An 18816-nucleotide genomic window follows, 5' to 3' on the forward strand; every position below is an offset into this window, starting at 1 on the left:
CAGAGTTGCCGATTATAATCTTTTTTTTAGTTTGATTCAGTAATTGCTACACTTTTTATCGTATTTAGTCTAACGCCCATCAAAAATAGCATTGCAAAGTAACTAATACCTGCCAAAGCCACGAGTGCTATTAATAAGACTACCTGCTGTGTAAAAGCCCATGTAGCCCAGTAATAGTAACTGCTCACAAACCATGTAACAGCTCCCATAACCATACTTGCAACAACACATTTAAGTGTAAAGCGCATACTCATTGATGAAAACTGATACACATTTTCTTTTTTAAGCTGCCTATACAGCAAAAATGCATTACAACTAGCCGATAGCGAAGTAGCGAGTGCTAACCCTAAATAACCAATGAAAGGAGCCAACATAATATTAAATACCATATTCAGTACCAAGGTAATAATACCAATACGCACCGGCGTTTTTGTGTCTTGACGAGCATAAAAGCCAGGAGCAAGTACTTTAATCAGCATAAAGCTTACAAGCCCTACTGAATATGCGACTACGCCTAAACTTACTGCTTTAACATGATCAACACTGTCTTCTTTAAACGCACCGTGGTCGAACAATACGGTGATAATAAGCGGGCTGATGATCATTAGACCTATCATTGCTGGTAGGCCTAAAAATATAACAAAACGCACCCCCCAGTCGAGGGTATGCTGAAAGTCACTACTTTTTTTACTGCTATGTAACCTAGAGAGCGCCGGTAAAATAACTGTCGCAATACCAATACCAAATAAGCCCAATGGAAATTCAATTAAACGGTCTGAATAATAAAGCCATGCAATCGAGCCTGTCATCAGTAATGAAGCAATCATGGTATCAAGCAACAAATTAATTTGGCTAATAGATACACCAAACAAAGCAGGAAGCATAAGTTTACGTACTTTTTTTACGTTTTCGTCTTGCCATGCCCAGCGTGGACGCGCCAACATTTTTGCACGGTATAAAAATGGAAGTTGAAACAATAACTGCACAACGCCACCAATAAATACGCCAATTGCGAGTGAATAAGCCCCAACACTAAATTTATCATGTAAAAAAATTGCACATGTAATGATAGAAACATTGAGTAAAACAGGTGTAAATGCAGCAACAGCAAAACGGTTATACACGTTCATTACCGCACCACTAAGCGCAACTAAGCTTACAAAAAACAAATAAGGGAATGTAAATTTAAGTAATGAACTTGCAAGTTCAAACTTTTCGGCATTGGGTCCGCCCTGCCACCAATCTATAAACCAACCGGTGCCAAACAATGCTGCAATAACGGGTGAAGCAACAACACCTATAATAGTGACAATCAGTAAAATGGTTCCTAATGTGCCTGCTGCTTGTGCAACAAAAAGTCTGACCTTGTCGTCGCCTTGCTTTTCTTTAATTTCACTCAGCACAGGTACAAATGCTTGTGCGAAGGCACCTTCTGCAAATAAACGACGTAAAAAATTAGGAATACGGTTAGCAAATAAAAAAACATCAGCCGCCGCACTTGCGCCTAATAAATTGGCAACAACAGCATCTCGAACGAGCCCTAAAATACGCGATATCATAGTCATACAACTAACAATCATACCGGAGCGAAATAAACCTTTTGACACCTTAAACCTACTCAAAAATCCTCAAGATAAGCGATTATGCCACAGTCTTTTTTATAAATCGCTTTAAAGCACTAGGCTGGGGGTCTGTGCTTTGTTACAATGTCGGTATTAACTGCTAAAGCGGCAAATTGATGCTCGTTATATGGTGCAGTTTTTCTTGGATTGTTAAATTTAAATTGACATCCATGATAGAAACAGGCATATTCCACGGCCTTTAATTTAAGCTTTATTTTAAGATTGTTAGGAGCAAACCTTGGCTAACATCAAGTCTGCAAAAAAACGCGCTATCACAAGCGAAAAAAACCGTCAGCACAACGCAAGCCGTCGTTCAATGATGCGCACTTACTTCAAAAAAGTAATTGTTGCTATTGAAGCGGGCGATAAAGAAGCTGCACAGCAAGCTTTTTCTGTTGCTACACCTATCCTAGACCGTTACGCAACTAAGGGTCTAATTCACAAAAACAAAGCAGCTCGTCATAAGAGCCGTATAGCAGCTAAGATTAAAGCTCTATAATTTGTTTTTGATAGAATATAAAAAACCGGCTTTTGCCGGTTTTTTTTTGTTTAAATTTTAAATGTACTTACTTTATTAGACATTTTCTAAATCTGGATAAAACTTCTTAAGCATTGCCGCTATTTTTTTAGGTGTAAATGGCTTTACTACAAACCCTTTAGCGCCTTTATCAATTGCATCCTTAACATTCTCAATACCTGAATGTGCCGACACCATAACCACATTTGTCTCTGGGCTTAATTCATTGATTTGTGCAATCAAATCTTTACCATCACCGTCTGGCAATTCAATGTCTAAAAAAATGATATTATAATTTGCAGCTTGGCACTCACTAATACATTGTGAGGCAGTAGATGCTTCCTTTACGTTATCTATCCCTAAGTGCATGAGCGTTTGGCTCAAAAAACTACGCACTGTGCTAACGTCATCTACAATTAAAATTGATAGCTGCGTATTCATCTTTATTCCTCGTAGGCTATAAGCTAACTTTAAGTTATCATAATAATTAGCTTAGTATATAAATTTACTCATTTAATTATAGAGACCTACGGAAAAAAGGCCAGATTTGCTTTATGTCTAAAACCCCAAATAAACAATCGTTGCTAGGTAAAGCACCGGCAAGAAAAAAAACAGCGCAAAAAAGAAAACCTCAGCGTTCTACTCAGCGCCCTTCACCTAGCGAGTTAAATTCCAGTGCAAAGAATGATATAAGCCAAAAAACAACGCAAAAAAAAGGACTGTTTATATCACTCGCTGTCGTTGCTGTAATAATTTTAGCTTTTCCAAAACCTACCTTACTCACCTATAAAAAATTAGGGATGGTAAGTGAGAGTGTTTACTGGCCCGGATTCTTTGGCAAGGGGGCTACTTTAATTGATTCAAACCTACACCCCACCTATGATTCTAGCCGTGAGTCCCTTTATTTATGCAGTGACTTACAAAAACCGCAGAGCTGCCAAAAGTATCAAGTAATTGCTGATAATGGTTTATTTTCAGCAATCGGTAGCTACTTTTAGCATTAAAAAAACTAATCTGAAAATTTAAAATTACTTGGTTGAAAGGTGCGCAAAAGATCAACATAATGGCGCTCCTTTTTTCAACAACTGAACTATTGAAACGACCATGCTAAACGAGCTAGATTGGCTTTTAAATACTACACTACTTGCACTAGGTTTAGGTGCATTCTTTATTAACCAGATAACACTGCTGCGCGTTGCCGCCATTAGTGCGTGTGGTTTATTATTCTTATCATTTAGCTTAGATCTTATGTCGTCGAGTGTTATTTCAAATATGAGTTTAGTGTTGATCAATACTTTTTACTTGTTTAAAGTTTATACATTTGGGCAATTTAATGTAACCCAAAGTTAACAACTTTTCCCTAGAATATTTAATAGCCCAGCATTGCTGGGCTTTTTTGTTAAGAATTTAAAAATATTAAAAAGCACTTTCAATCAAGATGAAAATTAGAGCTTCAGGGGCACACAAGCACTACTGTGAAAATAATGCTTGTGTACTGCTAAAAAGAGGAATACATAGTAAGTAGGCTAGTCCGCTATTGTTAACTCGCTTTGGGTTTGTATTTTAGAAGGAGTATCCTCTGCATTAGCCTGATTAAACCAAGCTGAAACACCAAGTATAATAATTGAAACAATAACTAGGCTTAATTTAACGCCACTTTGACTCGATTTCATAACACCCTCTTTGTATTTTTTATTAGTGAGAATACCTTTTACACTAATGAAAATTACAAATGTTAACAAGCTGTTTTTTAAACTAATTAGCTATCAGCTAATAACCTTTAGTTCTATCTATTGGATTATTAAGTACTAACCCCTTATCCAAGCATTCAATATTATCGGCTATTTGCTCTATAACACTATTTAAATCAGAAATCGCCGCGCAATGTGGTGTAAGCGTTATTTTGGGGTTTCCCCAGTAAGGGTGATTCGACGCTAAAGGTTCTTGATCAAACACGTCGAGTGTAGCTGCGCGTAAGCTATCGTTATTTAATGCACTTAGTAAGTCTTGTTCAACAACATGAGCACCGCGTGCCACATTAATAACAACAGCATGTTTAGGTAGCTTTGCGAGCATTGAGTGATTAATAATGCCTGTCGTTGCTTGCGTAAGGGGTAATAGACATACAAGGTAGTCAACATCAGAAAGCATACTATTGAGGCCTTCCTCGCCATAAAAAATTTCGACATTAGTCGCGTTTTTATTACTTTGCGCCCAGGCACTTACCTTAAAGCCATTATTTATAAGCTTTTGCGCGCATGCTTTGCCTAATTCACCAAACCCAAGTATGCCGACATGTTTATTACTATGCGCCCGCTTTGGCTTCCATGTTTGCTGTGTTTGTTTAATGTAATACTCTTTTAAACGTAACTTTTGAGCTAACACATGTGTCAGTACATATTCCGCCATATCTTCAGCTAGTTGCATGTCAACAATACGTACTACTTCAACACTTTCGTCGAGTAATGTTAAATCGATACTGTCTACGCCAGCACCGAATGACGACACAGCCTTTAAGTTAGGTAGCTGTGGCCACATAGATTCTGGCGCTTTCCACGCAAGTACAAAATCCACATCATGTGCGTTTTTGCAATCAGGCCATTGCTCTATCAGCGTATTTGGTAATCGCTCTTGTAACTTCGTTATTAGTTTTGTGTTGTCACGCCCAGTTATAGCAACCAATACCGACATAAATTCTCCTAACAATACACAGTTTATAAGTTAGCACTTTAAAAAGTCACACTACTGCAAAGTAACTGTCACACCCTTTTTTTAATCTTACATGTATGGCGAATAGGCCAAACGGAATATGAGGTTAATATGATAAGTGTTGATAAAGTAATTGCTGCAAACTTACCACAACTAAAGAACTCACCAAAAGTAAAAGGTTTAGTAAAAAAAGGCCTAGGCTACTTATTACATGAACAAGAGTTTGTTGCTTTTGGTGATGCCTACCCTCACCTACAAGGATTAGAATTTGTTGAACAAGTGCTCGATGAACTCAATTTTAATACGCGCTATAAACCTAAGCAGATAGAACATATTCCTAATGAGGGTAAACTTGTTATCGTTGCTAACCACCCTATTGGTTCATTAGATGCTTTAGCACTTATCAAATTACTTTCAACTGTAAGACAGGATTTAAAAGTAGTGGCAAACCGCATGTTGATGTCGGTTACTCCAATGCACTCACTTTTACTCCCCGTAGATAACTTATCTGGTATGAGTAAAAAACAAGAGCTTAGTAATATACAAAACCATTTAAAGGATGAAGGCGCATTACTTATATTTCCGGCAGGAGAAGTATCGCGATTAGGGCTAACAGGTATTAAAGACTGCAAATGGAATAGTGGCTTTTTACGTATGGCAAAAAAAGCTAACTGCCCTATTTTACCTATTTATATTAAAGCCAAAAACAGTCCACTTTTTTATGGCACATCAATGATTTATAAACCTTTGGCAAGTTTACTATTAGTGGCCGAAATGTTTAAGCAGCGCCAAAAATCTTTAGAGTTTGAGATTGGCGCCTCTATCCCTCCTGAATCTTACTTAATAGAAAATCTTAAAGATAAAGAAGTTGTAAACCTCATCCGTAAACAGCTTTATAGGCTTACAACAAAAAAAGCACTGCCGCTAAAAACACAAACACCTATCGCTGTTCCCGAGTGCAGAAAAGAGCTAAAAAGAGCAATTGAGCAATGCCAACTTCTTGGTAAAACGCAAGACGGTATGCATATTCATCTATACCAATATGCAGGTAGCTCACCTATTTTTAGAGAGTTAGGGCGCCTGAGAGAAATTGCATTTAGAGCAGTCGGTGAAGGTAGTGGTAAGCGTCGTGATATAGATAAATACGATATGGATTACCAACACCTTGTACTGTGGGACCCAATGCAGCTAGAGCTGGTAGGTGCTTATCGATTAGCCTGTGCACAACAGATAATACAAAAGCATGGCCGCGAAGGTTTGTATACTGATAGCTTATTTTCTTATACCGACGCTATGACGCCCTATCTAAAACAAGGAATTGAGCTTGGTAGAAGCTTTGTACAGCCTAAATATTGGGGACGTAAGAGCCTCGACTATTTATGGTATGGCATTGGCGCTTTTATAAAAAGCTATCCACAGTACAGATACTTGTTTGGTGCTGTAAGTGTATCAAATGCTCTACCCGAGCAAGCAAAAGCCATGCTCGTTTATTACTATCAGCATTACTATAAAAGTGGTATTGAATTAGCTACGCCTAATAATGAATTTAAATTAACTGAGCAACAGCTAACCCAGTGCAATACTCTTTTTTGCAGCAATGACGTAAAAGAAGATTTTGTAGAGTTAAAGCATGTGTTAGCTAATATGGGGGCTCAAGTCCCTACTTTATTTAAACAATACACTGAACTTTGTAAACCAGGTGGCGTGCAATTTTTAAGCTTTAGTATTGATCCCGATTTTAATAATTGTGTTGATGGGTTGGTATTGGTCGATCTTGAAAATGTAAAAGAAAACAAAGCCAAACGTTATTTGGAATAACCAATAATAAGAGAGTGCTTTATATTTATAAAGTACTCGATTTATATTTAATTATTTATAAATATCTGCTCTAGTAAAGTTGTATAAATAGCTTCAATTTTAAGTAAATCACTAATAGATACGTGTTCATTAGCTTGATGAATCGTATTGTTTCGCACACCACATTCAATAACTTGAGTATGGGGGCTGGCAAAAAATCGTCCATCTGATGTCCCTCCATTTGTACTTAGTAATGGGTAACTTGAGGTGTTTTTGTAAATAGCCTGCTCAATATGAGTAAGTAAACTCCAACCCGTATTATGGCTTGTATAATAAGGCTCGCATGGGCGTTCCCACTCAATTGTAAAATGCTCAGCAAACTTGTTTAGGGTATTCATTAATTGCGTTTTAACTGCTGCGCTACTGTAACCGTGGCTATAACGTACATTAAATGTAATCTCACAATGACTTGGCACTAAATTATCGACCACATTATTTATGTTAATTCCAGTCACTTGCAGTGTGGTTTTTGAGCTAGCCACATCGAGTAACCAGATCTGATCACTCAAGCTATTTACTATTTTTGCAGCAATATGAGCAGCATTGAGTGTGTTTTGAGGATAAGCTACATGACCTGCCTTACCAGTAACTAAAATCCGAGCTGAAAGCGCACCACGACGGCCATTCTTAACCGTATCGCCAACTTGTGCCACACTTGATGGCTCCCCTACAATACAGCCATCTAATACAACACCTTGCTTGGCAAGCTTATTAACTATTTCTTGGGAACCAAATTCAGCTTCTCCCTCTTCATCTGACGTGATAAGCCAGTAAAGTGTCCCTGCTTTAGCGGATTCACTATTAATTAACTTTTTTGTGGCGCTAAGCATGGCGGCAACCCCCCCTTTCATATCGGCCGCCCCTCTACCGTATATTGCATCATTGCGCACTCGCCCTTCAAAAGGAGGACTTAACCAACCGCTACTTGTTGCTGGTACTACATCAATGTGCCCTGAGAAAGCAACACATGGGCCATCTTTGAATTTTATGCAGGCAATTAAATTGGTTACACCATTTATAGTAAATTGCTCGCAACTTAAACCTAAATCCAACAATTTAACTGCAAGCCAATCAATTGCACCCGCTTGGTTAGGGGTTACTGATTCAAAGCGAATTAGTGTTTGTAAGTGCTCTACAACTTCTTTTTGAATATCCGTTGTTTTTGATTTTTTTTCGAATGCTTCTAAAAACATGTTAAACACACTTTATTATTTAATGTGCCTTTATTAAAACGTGAGTTTATGACTAAGCGATGTCAGCCTTAATACATTCATATGACTGTTGATGAAATAAATATGTCAATCTTTTCAAAAGCAGAACGACGCTAAATTTAATCTAAATCAATAAAGCATTCCACAAGGTTAAAATGTTTTTTAAACTTTGATCTAGAACAGGTTTTCATTTTTATTGCTCGGTAATAATAGCGCCAATCAAACAGTAGTTCTTGGAGAACAACATGAAAACTCAAATTAGCATCGCATTATTAACCTCTTTATTAGCACTCTCTCCAGCTGCACACGCTAACTTTAGCGTAAATGTTGGCGCTATTAACGTAAACCCAGATAACAGTAGCTCAGCAATTAATGAAGCGCCTACGCTGGGCCTTAAAGGTGATTCAGATACTCAACTAGGTATCACTGTAGATTATGCATTTAACGATCAATGGGTGTTAGAACTAATAGCAGCAACACCTTTTTCACACGATGTAAATGGCGCAGGCGGCTTAGCAGGCAACAAAATTGCAGATATAAAACAGCTTCCTCCTTCTTTAGTTGCGCAATACCACTTTTTAGACACAAGTTATGCGCTAAGACCTTTTATAGGCGTAGGCATAAACTACACTGCATTTTTTGATGAGCAACCTTCTCAAGCACTTAAAGCGACGCTAGGAACAGACGATGTAGAAGTAAAATTAGATGATTCGTTTGGCTTTATGGCTCAGGTAGGTGCTAACTATAAAATTGATGCAAACTGGGGTTTACACGCCATGGTATCAATTATGGATATTGATACCGATGCCACTGTTTATGCTAATGGTGCAAAAGCGCTTACATCAACTGTTGAGCTTGACCCCGTTGTTGCTATGTTCGGTGTTAGATACAGCTTTTAAAGCATATATAAAGTAGTACGTAGTTACCCAATTACAATGTGTGTTAAAAGGCCGAAAGGCCTTTTTTTCATTTGTAGAGATTAGGGCAGGTTACTTAACTTTTTCTGCTCTAGCATTTCTTTCCAGTGCATAACTTCACTTGGCAATATAGGTGTTTTGCCATCAAAACCAGCCACTTCAAGCATTTCTTCAATACTTATAATACCTTTTTTACTTTTAAATACACCGCGTACATAAGCAATAGCATGTAAGCCTCGTTCTGAGTGAAACTTTTGCTCAATATAAAAGTATTTATGATCCCATCCAACTAACTTAGTACTTATTGTATATCGCTGCATAGGCTTAATATCACGAATATAAGTAATAGCAGTTGCGTTAACAATCGGAAACCAGCGACGCTTCATTATTTGTTTAAGCAAGCCAACGCGCTCAGTCATCCAAGTTCGAGATAAATCCATCATCGCGAGGTAACGTGAGTTTGTTAAATGTAAATTAATGTCACAATCAGTAGGTAGAGCTTTGTAATCAATATCTACCGTATCAAGTAAATTTTGATATTGCTTGTTACGTTTAATTTTAAAAAACAATAATAAAAGTCGAATATATAAGTTCACAAAAAAGGTCTTACCAGTTAAATTTATTCGAGTGTAGCATAGCCCCTTGCGAAGACGAATATTCTACTTTAATCTTAAATCACTATTACAATAAAAAGATAACTCATGAAGTCAAAACTAAAAATCATTACTGCGCTAACTCTATTAGTGCCTAGTTATAATGCTTTTGCCGATTTTTCATTACCGGGTAAAGGCTCTGTTACTTACCCTACTGGTGTAGTTAAAGAATTTAAATTTGGTTTTGAATGGCAGCAAAAAGCTGAAAAATTCACTATTGGCTCTAAAAGTTACAATATGGAGCAGATCCCTAGCTCTTACTCGGTAGCTATCACGCTTTCAAAAGATGACAGCCAAATATGGGTGCAAGAATTTAATAATGGATTTATTGAAGAGTTTGAATGGCAAATTGGCGAACATAAGATCACTTTAAAAAAGCAGCAATTTAGCGACCCCGTAAAAGGCGATTATGTTATTGAACTTAATGGCCGTAGCTATTTTTTCACTCGTAATAACGCCAGCATTGTAATGAACTTTAACGAAGAAGGTATCGAGACGATTGCAATTGACGGGGTAACAAAAAATATGGGCACTAAAAATTAGTCCCCATATTTTAATTTATTTAGGCCAATTACACTTTTACTGTTTTTCGGTTAATACCGTAATCACGTAACTTATTAGCTACCGCGGTGTGACTTAGGCCCAATCGCTTAGCTAACTGACGTGAGCTTGGATAAGCTGGGTAGAGTTTGCGAAGTAAAGTCGCTTCAAAACGTTTAACAGCTTGATCTAGTGAGCCTTCAAAATCAGACTCTAAATACCCTAAATCATGGGTAAAAGTTGGTAACTGTAAATGCTCTACGCGAAGCTCGCTATCATCTAGTAACGACACTGCGCGGTAAATAGCATTTTCCAGCTGACGAACATTTCCTGGCCACGGATACTCTTGTAAAAAGCTCAAACACTCTTGTGATAAAACAGGAATTGCATGACCATTTTGTTGCGCATATTTTTGAATAAAATGCTCTGCAAGTGGTCCTACATCTGCTTTTCTATCTCTTAGTGGCGCTATTTCTAAAGTAAGCACGTTTATACGGTAATATAAGTCTTCTCTAAAAACCCCTTCTTGTACCATTGCAGGTAAGTCTTTTTGAGTAGCGGCAACAATACGTACATTTACTTTAACTTCGTTCTCATCGCCTACTTTTCTAAAAGTACCATCTTGTAAAAAACGCAGTAACTTAGTTTGTAGTTGAGTCGACATTTCGCCAACTTCATCTAAAAATACAGTTCCACCATCGGCTTGCTCTAATACACCGCGCTTTGGCGCTGCATTTTCTTCGTACCCGGCATAACCAAATAACTCAGACTCAGCAACATCATCAGGAAGTGAAGCACACGACAGTGCAATAAAAGGTTTAACAGAACGATTAGATGCGTAATGGCACGCTCTAGCTAATAACTCTTTACCTGTTCCTGTTTCACCAGTAATCAAAATAGGGGCTTCTAGTTGCGCCATTTTGCGTGCTTCGCGCACAACTCGGCGCATTGCCGTACTAAAGTTATGAATAGTAGCGAAGCTTTCTTGCCCGTAACGTCTAAATGCACTGACTTGCTGCCCTAACCGACTTTGCGATTTAATGTTAATAACCGCACCAGCAAGCACATCACCTTCACTACCTTGAGGCACTGCAATTGGCAAAATGTCTGCAATAAAATCCTCACCAGCAACTTCAACGCGAGTAGTTTGTCCGAGTACTTCTTTACCTTCTAACCAGCGTGTAAAGTTAAAGCCTTTAAGCAGGTTATTAATATTTGCACCAATCACGTCTTTTTCAATTAGCTGTAAGTCTTTACATGCTGCATCGTTACATAAACGCACCCAGCCTTTAGCATCAATAGAGATAACCCCATCAGGCAATGCACGTAGTAAAGTATTTAATTCGTTGTGTTCACGCTCAGATGGTAAAAATGCAGTGGTACGCACATCATGTACACCGTCGATTAAACGTATCGATGGCATAATTTTTTGGAATTGTTCAAATTCAATTTCGGGAAAACTAACGTACATACGACAATTTACAGAATCGACTTCAATTCCTTTCAAATCAACGCTGTAGTTAACTAATATATTAAGGATTTCTTGAGCAATACCAATTCGATCAGCACAGTGAATATCTAGACGCATACATCCTCAAAGAAGGAAAAACTATATTAGCCGAATAATACGCTAAGTCGCTTTGAGAAGGTAGTTTATTGTAAACATTTTTGGACAAAATAGCTTTTAGAGCCAAAGGGTGGGATGTAATTAAACGAAGAAAAACAGCACTGATATTTATATTTAACTATACCAGTGCTGTTTATTAAATCTTATTATGAGACTACTTACCTTGTGGGTAAGCTGACCAATCACCACCATCTAATTGTATGAATGGTCTTTGGTTAACATACATCATTATTGTGCCTTCATTTTCAGCAACTTTAGGTGCTTTAGGTAGGTTTTCAAGTAAATTAGCAACACTATTATTCCCACCAAACACATCAGTTTGCAGCGTCTTACTTACCAGCTCTGAAAGCGCAAAGTAACTTGTTGAATCATCAACCACAATTTGCGAGTAGTTTTGTACGTCTGGGCCTATAAATTTAATCGCTACAGGTACAGACACAATTGCAGGACTAGGGATTTCACGTAATCCTGCAAATTGTACTTTATCACCTTTTAAGTTAGCGCCGTGTTCAGGCACTATCATTAACATAACGTTGCGACCACGCTTTTCTAATTTTTTTACAAATTGGTTAATATCAGCAAACAAGTTTTTATGTCTGATTGGGTATGTCTCTTTACTATTCACCCTTGGTTGATTCTCTAGCTGATTACCGTCATGTAAACTTGTGGTGTTATAGTACATCGCACACGGCTTACAATCATCAGCTTGCTCTAACCAACCATCCAGCACAGCTTCATCTGAGTAAATAGGGCTATTATCAAAACCTCGAAGCGCCACTGGCATTGAATCGATATTAAATGGCGTGCTATCTAGGCCACCGTACTTATTTATTAAACCTTTAAACTCATCAAAATGTCCGTCGTGATTCATCACAACATTATTTTGATAACCTAGTTTTTCTAGGTTTTTAAACAAGTGACATTGTTCAGGTGCCTCTTTAAATAATGCCGTTTGACTAGTTTGGCCACAACTAGCGCGCAGTAGCCTTACCGCAGCTGGTCCGCTGTATGATGTAGCCGAGTTAAAGTCTGAAAACACCACATCAAAGTCTTTATACATATCAGTAACACTTACACCAATAGCATTTAAATCAGCAACAGCCATTGAGCATATGTTCAAAATAATTACATCAAACAGTTCACCATTTACTTGGCTTGGAAAGTGACTCATTAATAAGCTTTGTTGTTGATAAAAATCAGCTAATTTTTGATCAGGAGATTGTGCTGCCTGAGTGATCACTTGTGTTTGAGGATTACTTTGACTCTGTGTAACCGGCTCAGGGTTAGCCACATTATTAACAAATTGTGATTGAGAGTTACCCCCTTGCCATCCTACAACTAACAGCCCAACGATAGTGACTGTTGTAAAGCGTATCCATTGCGATGTATACCAAAAACACACACTAATTACGAACAAAGCCAATAACATATCAATGTTAATAACACGGGTTAATAACTCAATAAAATAACCAAAACTAAAATCTTGGACGTTACCCGCTTGTTTAGTCAACCTGTTTATTGGTGGCAACCATGAGTCTTGGTAAAGTAATACCACAGCAAACACAGCACCTACTATATGTTTTGCCTTCTCTATTAATGGCTGTTTAAATTTAATCGCAAGCAACGCAGCAAAAGCCGCATTAGTTAATACGTTAAAATCAATTGCACCATAATAAAACAGAGCAAACTTAACTAAAAAATAAAGGTTCCAAACCCCTAAACCTGATAATTTCACTTCTTATCCTTTTTTACTGTATTTGGTGTATAAGGCTCTAGTACTTCATGTTTAAAAGTAAGCTTATAATAATATTTTGTTATTTGAGATAAAATGTATTTGCCTAGCATACAAAGCACCGCACCAAGCACCATTGCAAGAAACACGGTAATTAAAAGCTGATTCATACTCATAAGTTGTCTCTTAATTTCATTATAAAAGGCTTAGCATCTGGGCGGCTTTTGCTAGAAAATTCAGGTGTGTTAATATTTTCAGTAACGCTGTTTGCTATATCAGGTGCAAATTTATAGCTATCATTCTCGGCAAGTTTTTGCGAGAAATCTACAACACTCTTACCTTTATAAAAACGCCTTAATTGTTTACATTCTTGTTGAATGTAAAAGTGATCAGAAATTACATTTTGCTGTACAAAAAAATCGCTTGTTTTTAATTTAAACAAATGCTTAATCGCATTATCAACGTCATTCTCTCTACAAGCATGCAAATATAAATAAACTGTATTATCTGCAATACTAAATACATCACCTTCGCGTTTAATATGAAATAAATGCAAAGGGTGTATTGGGTCGATTCGTGGCAGTAATTCAAGCTTTACTAGCACACCACTCACACCTAAATTAACGGCTGAGTCACTATGAATTTCTACTTGTTTTGTAAACTCAATGAAAGGTAAATATCCTTTCGAAAAAGTGTTTTCGGTGTATTTCAATACGTCCTCAACTGAGGGAGGTAAAGGCCTAGAAAACTGAAAACCTTGAATAGATTGAATTTGTGAGAGCAACCGAGAAGGCTCTGAAAAACTATATAGAATAAGGTTTACACCCAATGTTAAAAATAAACATTCATCTTGATGGCGAATAACACCATCAACATTTTGAATAACAAGCTTTAACCAGCGCCCACAGTTTTTTCTAAGTTCAAAACACTGCTTACCTAATAACGCTAAATCAGTGTAACGCGTTACTGCAAAAATTAAGGTGGCTGCTTCTACCTTTGGGCCTTTATTAAATAAGTCATTATTATCTTTTACACTTTTATAGTGCATTGGTAATTTAGTACCTTCGGGCACCGCACTTTGTACAAGCCAAACATCGTCTTCATCGGAAAAGTCTGAACTTTTAGGTGCTTTGCTCTCGCTTATTATTCCCTTTTGAACAACAAACTGATTATTACTTAATAATAACGGGTAATGTTCACCAGCAATAACACCCGTGCTATGGCGCCAATAATCATATTCAAGAACTCGCATTGCAGAATCATTATCAACAAAAACCAGCCCATCAAATACATTATTTAATCGTCTAACTAAAAAACGGTAGTTAGCAATATCAGGCCCAGATATTAAAAATAGTAATGTAGCTCCGGTACGACGAACAAAGTCGTTGTACTCATTCATCATCAGCTTTAAGCTTTTTTCGCCAACACTGTTTAACTGTGTTGTATTAAAATGAACAAAAATGAGCGCTTCGTTTAGACGTTTATAAGCACTTATCTCTTTTATAATACCTGAATTGATTCGCTCAATTGAATAGTGTTGTGTTTCTGGGGCCAACGAAAAAGGATGTACTCGATTATGTTCATAAGCATAATTTAACGATGCAGAAAAAGAAGAATCAAAAAATGATTCAGCCTCTTGAGAAACTATATATATATCATTAGCCAAACTTTGGTTAATTGAATGTAACGCTAATTCGATTGCAAAATTGTCTAAAGGCGCTAAAACAGCATAACTTGAAGCCGATTTTAACTCTTTTGCAGCAGGCTCTAATCCCGTTATGTTAAAGTTATGCACTTAAAATGCCCTATAAAAAATACTTTTTTACTAGTTTTAACCGTTATTCTATATATAATAGCCAAATATTGTCCACTTTTAATCAAAGTAATTAAAGTACCTGTAAAGGTAAAGATGAACAACTTAACATCTAAAAACTCACAAACGTTAACATCGAGTGATATAGAAAACCTTACACTGCGTTTTGGTGGAAAGAGTGATGACTACATAGAAATCGTAAACAAGCAGCAAAATAATAATACAATTAATAAATATGCATTGCTTAAAGAGATAAACAACGAACTAAACACATACACTAGTTAAACTAAGGATAGGTAACCCCGTTGCAAAGAGTTTTCATTAAAGGTATCAAAGGCGGTTTAGGCAGTACTTCTGTAGTTGCCAATCTTGCATGCGTGCTAAAAAAGTCTGACGTTGACGTTGTTGCTATCGATTTAGATGCAAAAAGTGACTTAGGTTTACATTTTGGTTTACCTTGGAAATACACCAAAGGCTGGAGCAATGAAGCTAGCTTTGAAGATGCTCTTGCGCATTTTCACCAAGATAACGATGGCATTATATTTTTACCATTTGGTGATAGCGATGACACCAGCACCGATAACATCACTAAAATAGTCAATAAATGCAAAAATCTAAATTATAGCGATGAAGCTTGGATACTTTTTGATTGCCCTTCACATATTAATCTTTCTTACTACCCATTAGAAAAAAACGATATTGTTATTGAACTAGTGAATTGTGACGCCATTTGTCACAGCTTAATTTATAGACGCCTGCAAAACCTTAAGAATTCAGATACAACTTGGAAGCATTATTTTTTAGTTAACCGCTATAACTCCGCATCAACGCTAGAATTTGACTTATTTTCCCTATGGCAATCAACGCTTCCCCTTATGGCTCCGTTTTTTATCAACAGTGACGAAGTAATCAAAGAGTCAACCGCATACAGAAATGTAGCACTTAACTGCGCGCCTTATAGTGTCGCAAACGATGATTTTGAAACGCTAGCTGGTTGGCTAGTTAGTAAAGCGGCCTTATAAAATGAGTATTACACTATTTTATCAGCGCCCTATTCACAGCACTTTATACTTGCTGCTGAGCATTTTATTTACTGATAAGTTAGTTCGGTATATTTTATTTAAGTTTCATAGCTACTTTAATCAACATAAAGTAAATGTAATTGAAGCTTTCTTAATGCCTTTTATTACACTTTTAAGCTCGCTATTTATAAATATTAAACAGCATAAAATTAGCTTTGAGTTTACCCTTTATGACTACTACCCTCATTTAAGGTTGCCTTACCGCACTTATATTTACTCAAATATATTACGCTTTGTTATACAAAGTATTTTTTTAGTGTTTTTTAAAAACCAGCTTAAACCGAGATCTGTAAAAGAAGATGCAGTTAATTATTTTTACGATGGCGTTAGCTATCTTTTAAGGCAATTACGTTGGTTTGATTTAAAGTTAGGTAAATTATTAAAACGCCTACTATCAAAAAACAAAAAAGGCCCTAAAAAAAGTGCATTTAAAGCCATGGCTGATGCACGTGTATGGCAAAATAAATTAGTTAAATACGTCATCCTCGCGTTTATTTTATTTTTATTAGCAATATTCATTACAATTCCTTTTAGCTTGGAAGCTCAAGCCGTATTTATAAGCTTTATTTTATTAGTTGCGTATGCACTTAAACGAGTAAAAGGCCAAATGGCAACCATTGTCATGATCACCTTGTCAGTAACTACCTCTTCTCGTTACTTATGGTGGCGTTACACTGAGACTTTAAACTGGGATGATCCGCTTGCACTTGCACTAGGTGGCGGCTTACTACTTGCTGAAACATATGCATGGCTTGTACTGATTTTAGGTTTTTTTCAAACAGTTAATCCGCTTGAGCGAAAACCAGTGCCTTTACCTAAAGACACTGACCTATGGCCAACTGTTGATGTATATATTCCAACTTATAACGAGCCGTTAAGCGTTGTAAGACCTACTACTCTCGCTGCTTTAAGTATCGATTGGCCTGCAGACAAGCTAAATGTTTATATATTAGATGATGGTAAGCGCTCAGAGTTTAAGGATTTTGCAGCCGAGATTGGAGTGGGTTATTTAGCGCGTTCGGATAACAATCATGCTAAAGCCGGTAATATGAATAGCGCTATGCGTTATACCGATGGCGAATATATCGCAATTTTTGATTGTGACCACGTTCCTGCTCGCTCGTTCTTACAAATGACAATGGGACAGTTTTTAAAAGACAGTAAAGTGTGTTTGGTCCAAACACCGCATCACTTTTTTTCTGCCGATCCATTTGAGCGAAATCTTAATAACCACAGTCAAATCCCTAACGAAAACATGTTGTTTTATGGACTAATTCAAGACGGTAACGACATGTGGGATGCAACCTTCTTTTGTGGTTCTTGCGCCGTATTAAAACGAGAAGCGCTTGATAATATTGGTGGTTTTGCATTTGAAACAGTAACTGAGGATGCTCACACGGCCCTTCGTATGCAGCGCGCAGGTTATAAAACTGCATATATAAACATCCCACAAGCCGCAGGCCTTGCAACCGATAGCCTGTCAGCGCATATAGGCCAACGTATTCGCTGGGCGCGTGGTATGGCACAAATATTTAGGCTTGATAATCCATTGATGGGTAAAGGTTTAAGCATTCCTCAACGATTATGCTATATAAACGCAATGTTGCATTTCCTTTCGGGTATTCCTCGTATTGTATTTTTAACAGCTCCTTTAGCGCTAATATATTTTAATGCCTACATAATTTATGCTCCTTTTATTGCTATTTTTATCTATGTGGTACCGACACTAATTCAAATAAAAGCGACTAACTCACGTATTCAAGGTAAATACCGTTACTCTTTCTGGGGTGAAGTGTATGAGTCAGTACTTGCTTGGTACATACTAAAACCAACTACCGTTGCTTTATTTAATCCTAATAAAGGTAAATTTAACGTAACCGAAAAAGGCGGTTTAAATGATGAAGAGCATTACGACTGGGGGATTTCTAAACCGTATTTAATTCTCTTACTTATTAACTTACTTGGAATAATAGTGGGTGTATTGCGTCTGTTTTTAGGTGATTCAAGCCAGATTGGCGTACTTATAATAAGTATGGGTTGGGCTTTTTATAATATTATTATTTTGGGTGCAGCGGTTGCGGTTGCTGCTGAGGCTCGCCAAGTGAGGCACTCGCATCGTATAAAGGCAAACTTTCCTGCCGGCGTTCGTTTAGCAAATGGTCATACTTTAAAAGTAAAAATAACGGATTATTCAGATAACGGTGTAGGTATAGAGACTGAACACGCACATTTATGCCGCGTTAACGATAAAATCGAATTATTGATGAGTCGCGGTAACAAGCAATTTTCGTTTACAACGTATGTATGTAATACCCGTAAAAAACAAATTGGCCTTACACTTAAAGATTTATCTCTCGAAAAGCAAAGAGCTTTTATACAATGTACTTTCTCCAGAGCAGATGCTTGGCTAGATTGGCAAAATAACTTTAGACATGACCGTCCATCGTATAGCTTCAAAGAAGTGCAAAAAACCAGTTTACGGGGCTTTAGTAATTTATTATTTCATGCCCCAAGAGCGTTACAACCAATAATTAAG

The 18816-nt window shown here is 37.1% G+C and carries 18 protein-coding genes; 9 read left to right on the forward strand and 9 right to left on the reverse strand.

Going from position 1 to position 18816, the window contains the following annotated elements; all coding sequences use genetic code 11:
* Positions 1–26: 26 nt before the first annotated feature.
* The gene (gene murJ, locus CXF89_RS09295; RefSeq protein WP_374703123.1) at positions 27–1565 is read right to left on the reverse strand and encodes a murein biosynthesis integral membrane protein MurJ; all 1539 of its coding nucleotides are present in this window, start codon (positions 1563–1565) and stop codon (positions 27–29) included.
* 295 nt (positions 1566–1860) lie between these two features.
* Between murJ and rpsT the strand changes: the two genes are divergently transcribed.
* Positions 1861–2121 carry a 30S ribosomal protein S20 gene (gene rpsT, locus CXF89_RS09300; protein ID WP_002958225.1) on the forward strand — a complete coding sequence of 87 codons (261 nt, stop codon included), beginning with the start codon at positions 1861–1863 and terminating at the stop codon, positions 2119–2121.
* A gap of 75 nt (positions 2122–2196) precedes the next feature.
* Here rpsT and CXF89_RS09305 read toward each other — a convergent pair whose 3' ends face one another.
* Complete coding sequence (locus tag CXF89_RS09305) at positions 2197–2580, reverse strand: response regulator (RefSeq protein WP_002958224.1); 384 nt, start codon at positions 2578–2580, stop codon at positions 2197–2199.
* A gap of 113 nt (positions 2581–2693) precedes the next feature.
* On the opposite strand from CXF89_RS09305, the gene CXF89_RS09310 reads away from it, so the two are divergent.
* Together CXF89_RS09310 and CXF89_RS09315 are read left to right on the forward strand one after the other, a co-directional pair.
* Positions 2694–3137: a hypothetical protein gene (locus CXF89_RS09310; protein WP_121954439.1), complete on the forward strand. Its 444-nt coding sequence runs from the start codon at positions 2694–2696 to the stop codon at positions 3135–3137.
* 106 nt (positions 3138–3243) lie between these two features.
* Entirely contained in the window at positions 3244–3489 is a 246-nt protein-coding gene (locus CXF89_RS09315; protein WP_002958222.1) for a hypothetical protein, read from the forward strand.
* 176 nt (positions 3490–3665) lie between these two features.
* Here CXF89_RS09315 and CXF89_RS21185 read toward each other — a convergent pair whose 3' ends face one another.
* Both CXF89_RS21185 and CXF89_RS09325 read right to left on the reverse strand, forming a co-directional pair.
* Positions 3666–3812: a hypothetical protein gene (locus tag CXF89_RS21185; protein ID WP_007581365.1), complete on the reverse strand. Its 147-nt coding sequence runs from the start codon at positions 3810–3812 to the stop codon at positions 3666–3668.
* A gap of 97 nt (positions 3813–3909) precedes the next feature.
* The gene (locus tag CXF89_RS09325) at positions 3910–4830 is read right to left on the reverse strand and encodes a 2-hydroxyacid dehydrogenase (RefSeq protein ID WP_121954440.1); all 921 of its coding nucleotides are present in this window, start codon (positions 4828–4830) and stop codon (positions 3910–3912) included.
* Between the two features lie 129 nt (positions 4831–4959).
* On the opposite strand from CXF89_RS09325, the gene CXF89_RS09330 reads away from it, so the two are divergent.
* Complete coding sequence (locus CXF89_RS09330) at positions 4960–6666, forward strand: bifunctional ornithine lipid synthase OlsF (protein ID WP_121954441.1); 1707 nt, start codon at positions 4960–4962, stop codon at positions 6664–6666.
* 47 nt (positions 6667–6713) lie between these two features.
* On the opposite strand, the gene dapE is transcribed toward CXF89_RS09330, so the two are convergent.
* The gene (gene dapE, locus CXF89_RS09335; RefSeq protein WP_121954442.1) at positions 6714–7898 is read right to left on the reverse strand and encodes a succinyl-diaminopimelate desuccinylase; all 1185 of its coding nucleotides are present in this window, start codon (positions 7896–7898) and stop codon (positions 6714–6716) included.
* 263 nt (positions 7899–8161) lie between these two features.
* Between dapE and CXF89_RS09340 the strand changes: the two genes are divergently transcribed.
* Positions 8162–8815, forward strand: coding sequence for an OmpW/AlkL family protein (locus CXF89_RS09340; protein WP_002958218.1), 654 nt, complete (start codon positions 8162–8164; stop codon positions 8813–8815).
* An 80-nt stretch (positions 8816–8895) separates the two neighbouring features.
* Here the strand turns inward: CXF89_RS09340 and CXF89_RS09345 are convergent, their stop codons facing one another.
* On the reverse strand, positions 8896–9429 hold the full coding sequence (locus tag CXF89_RS09345) for a thioesterase family protein (RefSeq protein ID WP_121954443.1): 534 nt from the start codon (positions 9427–9429) through the stop codon (positions 8896–8898).
* 105 nt (positions 9430–9534) lie between these two features.
* Between CXF89_RS09345 and CXF89_RS09350 the strand changes: the two genes are divergently transcribed.
* Positions 9535–10029 (forward strand): hypothetical protein, encoded by a 495-nt coding sequence (locus tag CXF89_RS09350; RefSeq protein ID WP_010555117.1) that lies wholly within the window; start codon positions 9535–9537, stop codon positions 10027–10029.
* Positions 10030–10057: 28 nt separating this feature from the next.
* Here the strand turns inward: CXF89_RS09350 and tyrR are convergent, their stop codons facing one another.
* From tyrR to bcsE, 3 genes are all read right to left on the reverse strand, one after another.
* The gene (tyrR, locus tag CXF89_RS09355) at positions 10058–11614 is read right to left on the reverse strand and encodes a transcriptional regulator TyrR (protein WP_010555118.1); all 1557 of its coding nucleotides are present in this window, start codon (positions 11612–11614) and stop codon (positions 10058–10060) included.
* Between the two features lie 193 nt (positions 11615–11807).
* The gene (gene bcsG, locus CXF89_RS09360) at positions 11808–13388 is read right to left on the reverse strand and encodes a cellulose biosynthesis protein BcsG (RefSeq protein WP_121954444.1); all 1581 of its coding nucleotides are present in this window, start codon (positions 13386–13388) and stop codon (positions 11808–11810) included.
* A gap of 169 nt (positions 13389–13557) precedes the next feature.
* Entirely contained in the window at positions 13558–15180 is a 1623-nt protein-coding gene (gene bcsE / locus CXF89_RS09365; RefSeq protein ID WP_121954445.1) for a cellulose biosynthesis protein BcsE, read from the reverse strand.
* Between the two features lie 114 nt (positions 15181–15294).
* Here bcsE and bcsR point away from each other — a divergent pair, with 114 nt between their 5' ends.
* The 3 genes from bcsR to bcsA all read left to right on the forward strand — a co-directional run.
* Positions 15295–15483 carry a BcsR/BcsP family cellulose biosynthesis protein gene (gene bcsR, locus CXF89_RS09370; RefSeq protein ID WP_007581346.1) on the forward strand — a complete coding sequence of 63 codons (189 nt, stop codon included), beginning with the start codon at positions 15295–15297 and terminating at the stop codon, positions 15481–15483.
* Between the two features lie 20 nt (positions 15484–15503).
* On the forward strand, positions 15504–16220 hold the full coding sequence (bcsQ, locus tag CXF89_RS09375; protein ID WP_121954446.1) for a cellulose biosynthesis protein BcsQ: 717 nt from the start codon (positions 15504–15506) through the stop codon (positions 16218–16220).
* Between the two features lies 1 nt (position 16221).
* The coding region (gene bcsA, locus CXF89_RS09380; protein WP_121954447.1) for a UDP-forming cellulose synthase catalytic subunit at positions 16222–18816 on the forward strand (2595 nt) is incomplete at its 3' end.

The organism is Pseudoalteromonas sp. MelDa3, assembly GCF_002863625.1.
GTDB lineage: Bacteria > Pseudomonadota > Gammaproteobacteria > Enterobacterales > Alteromonadaceae > Pseudoalteromonas > Pseudoalteromonas arctica.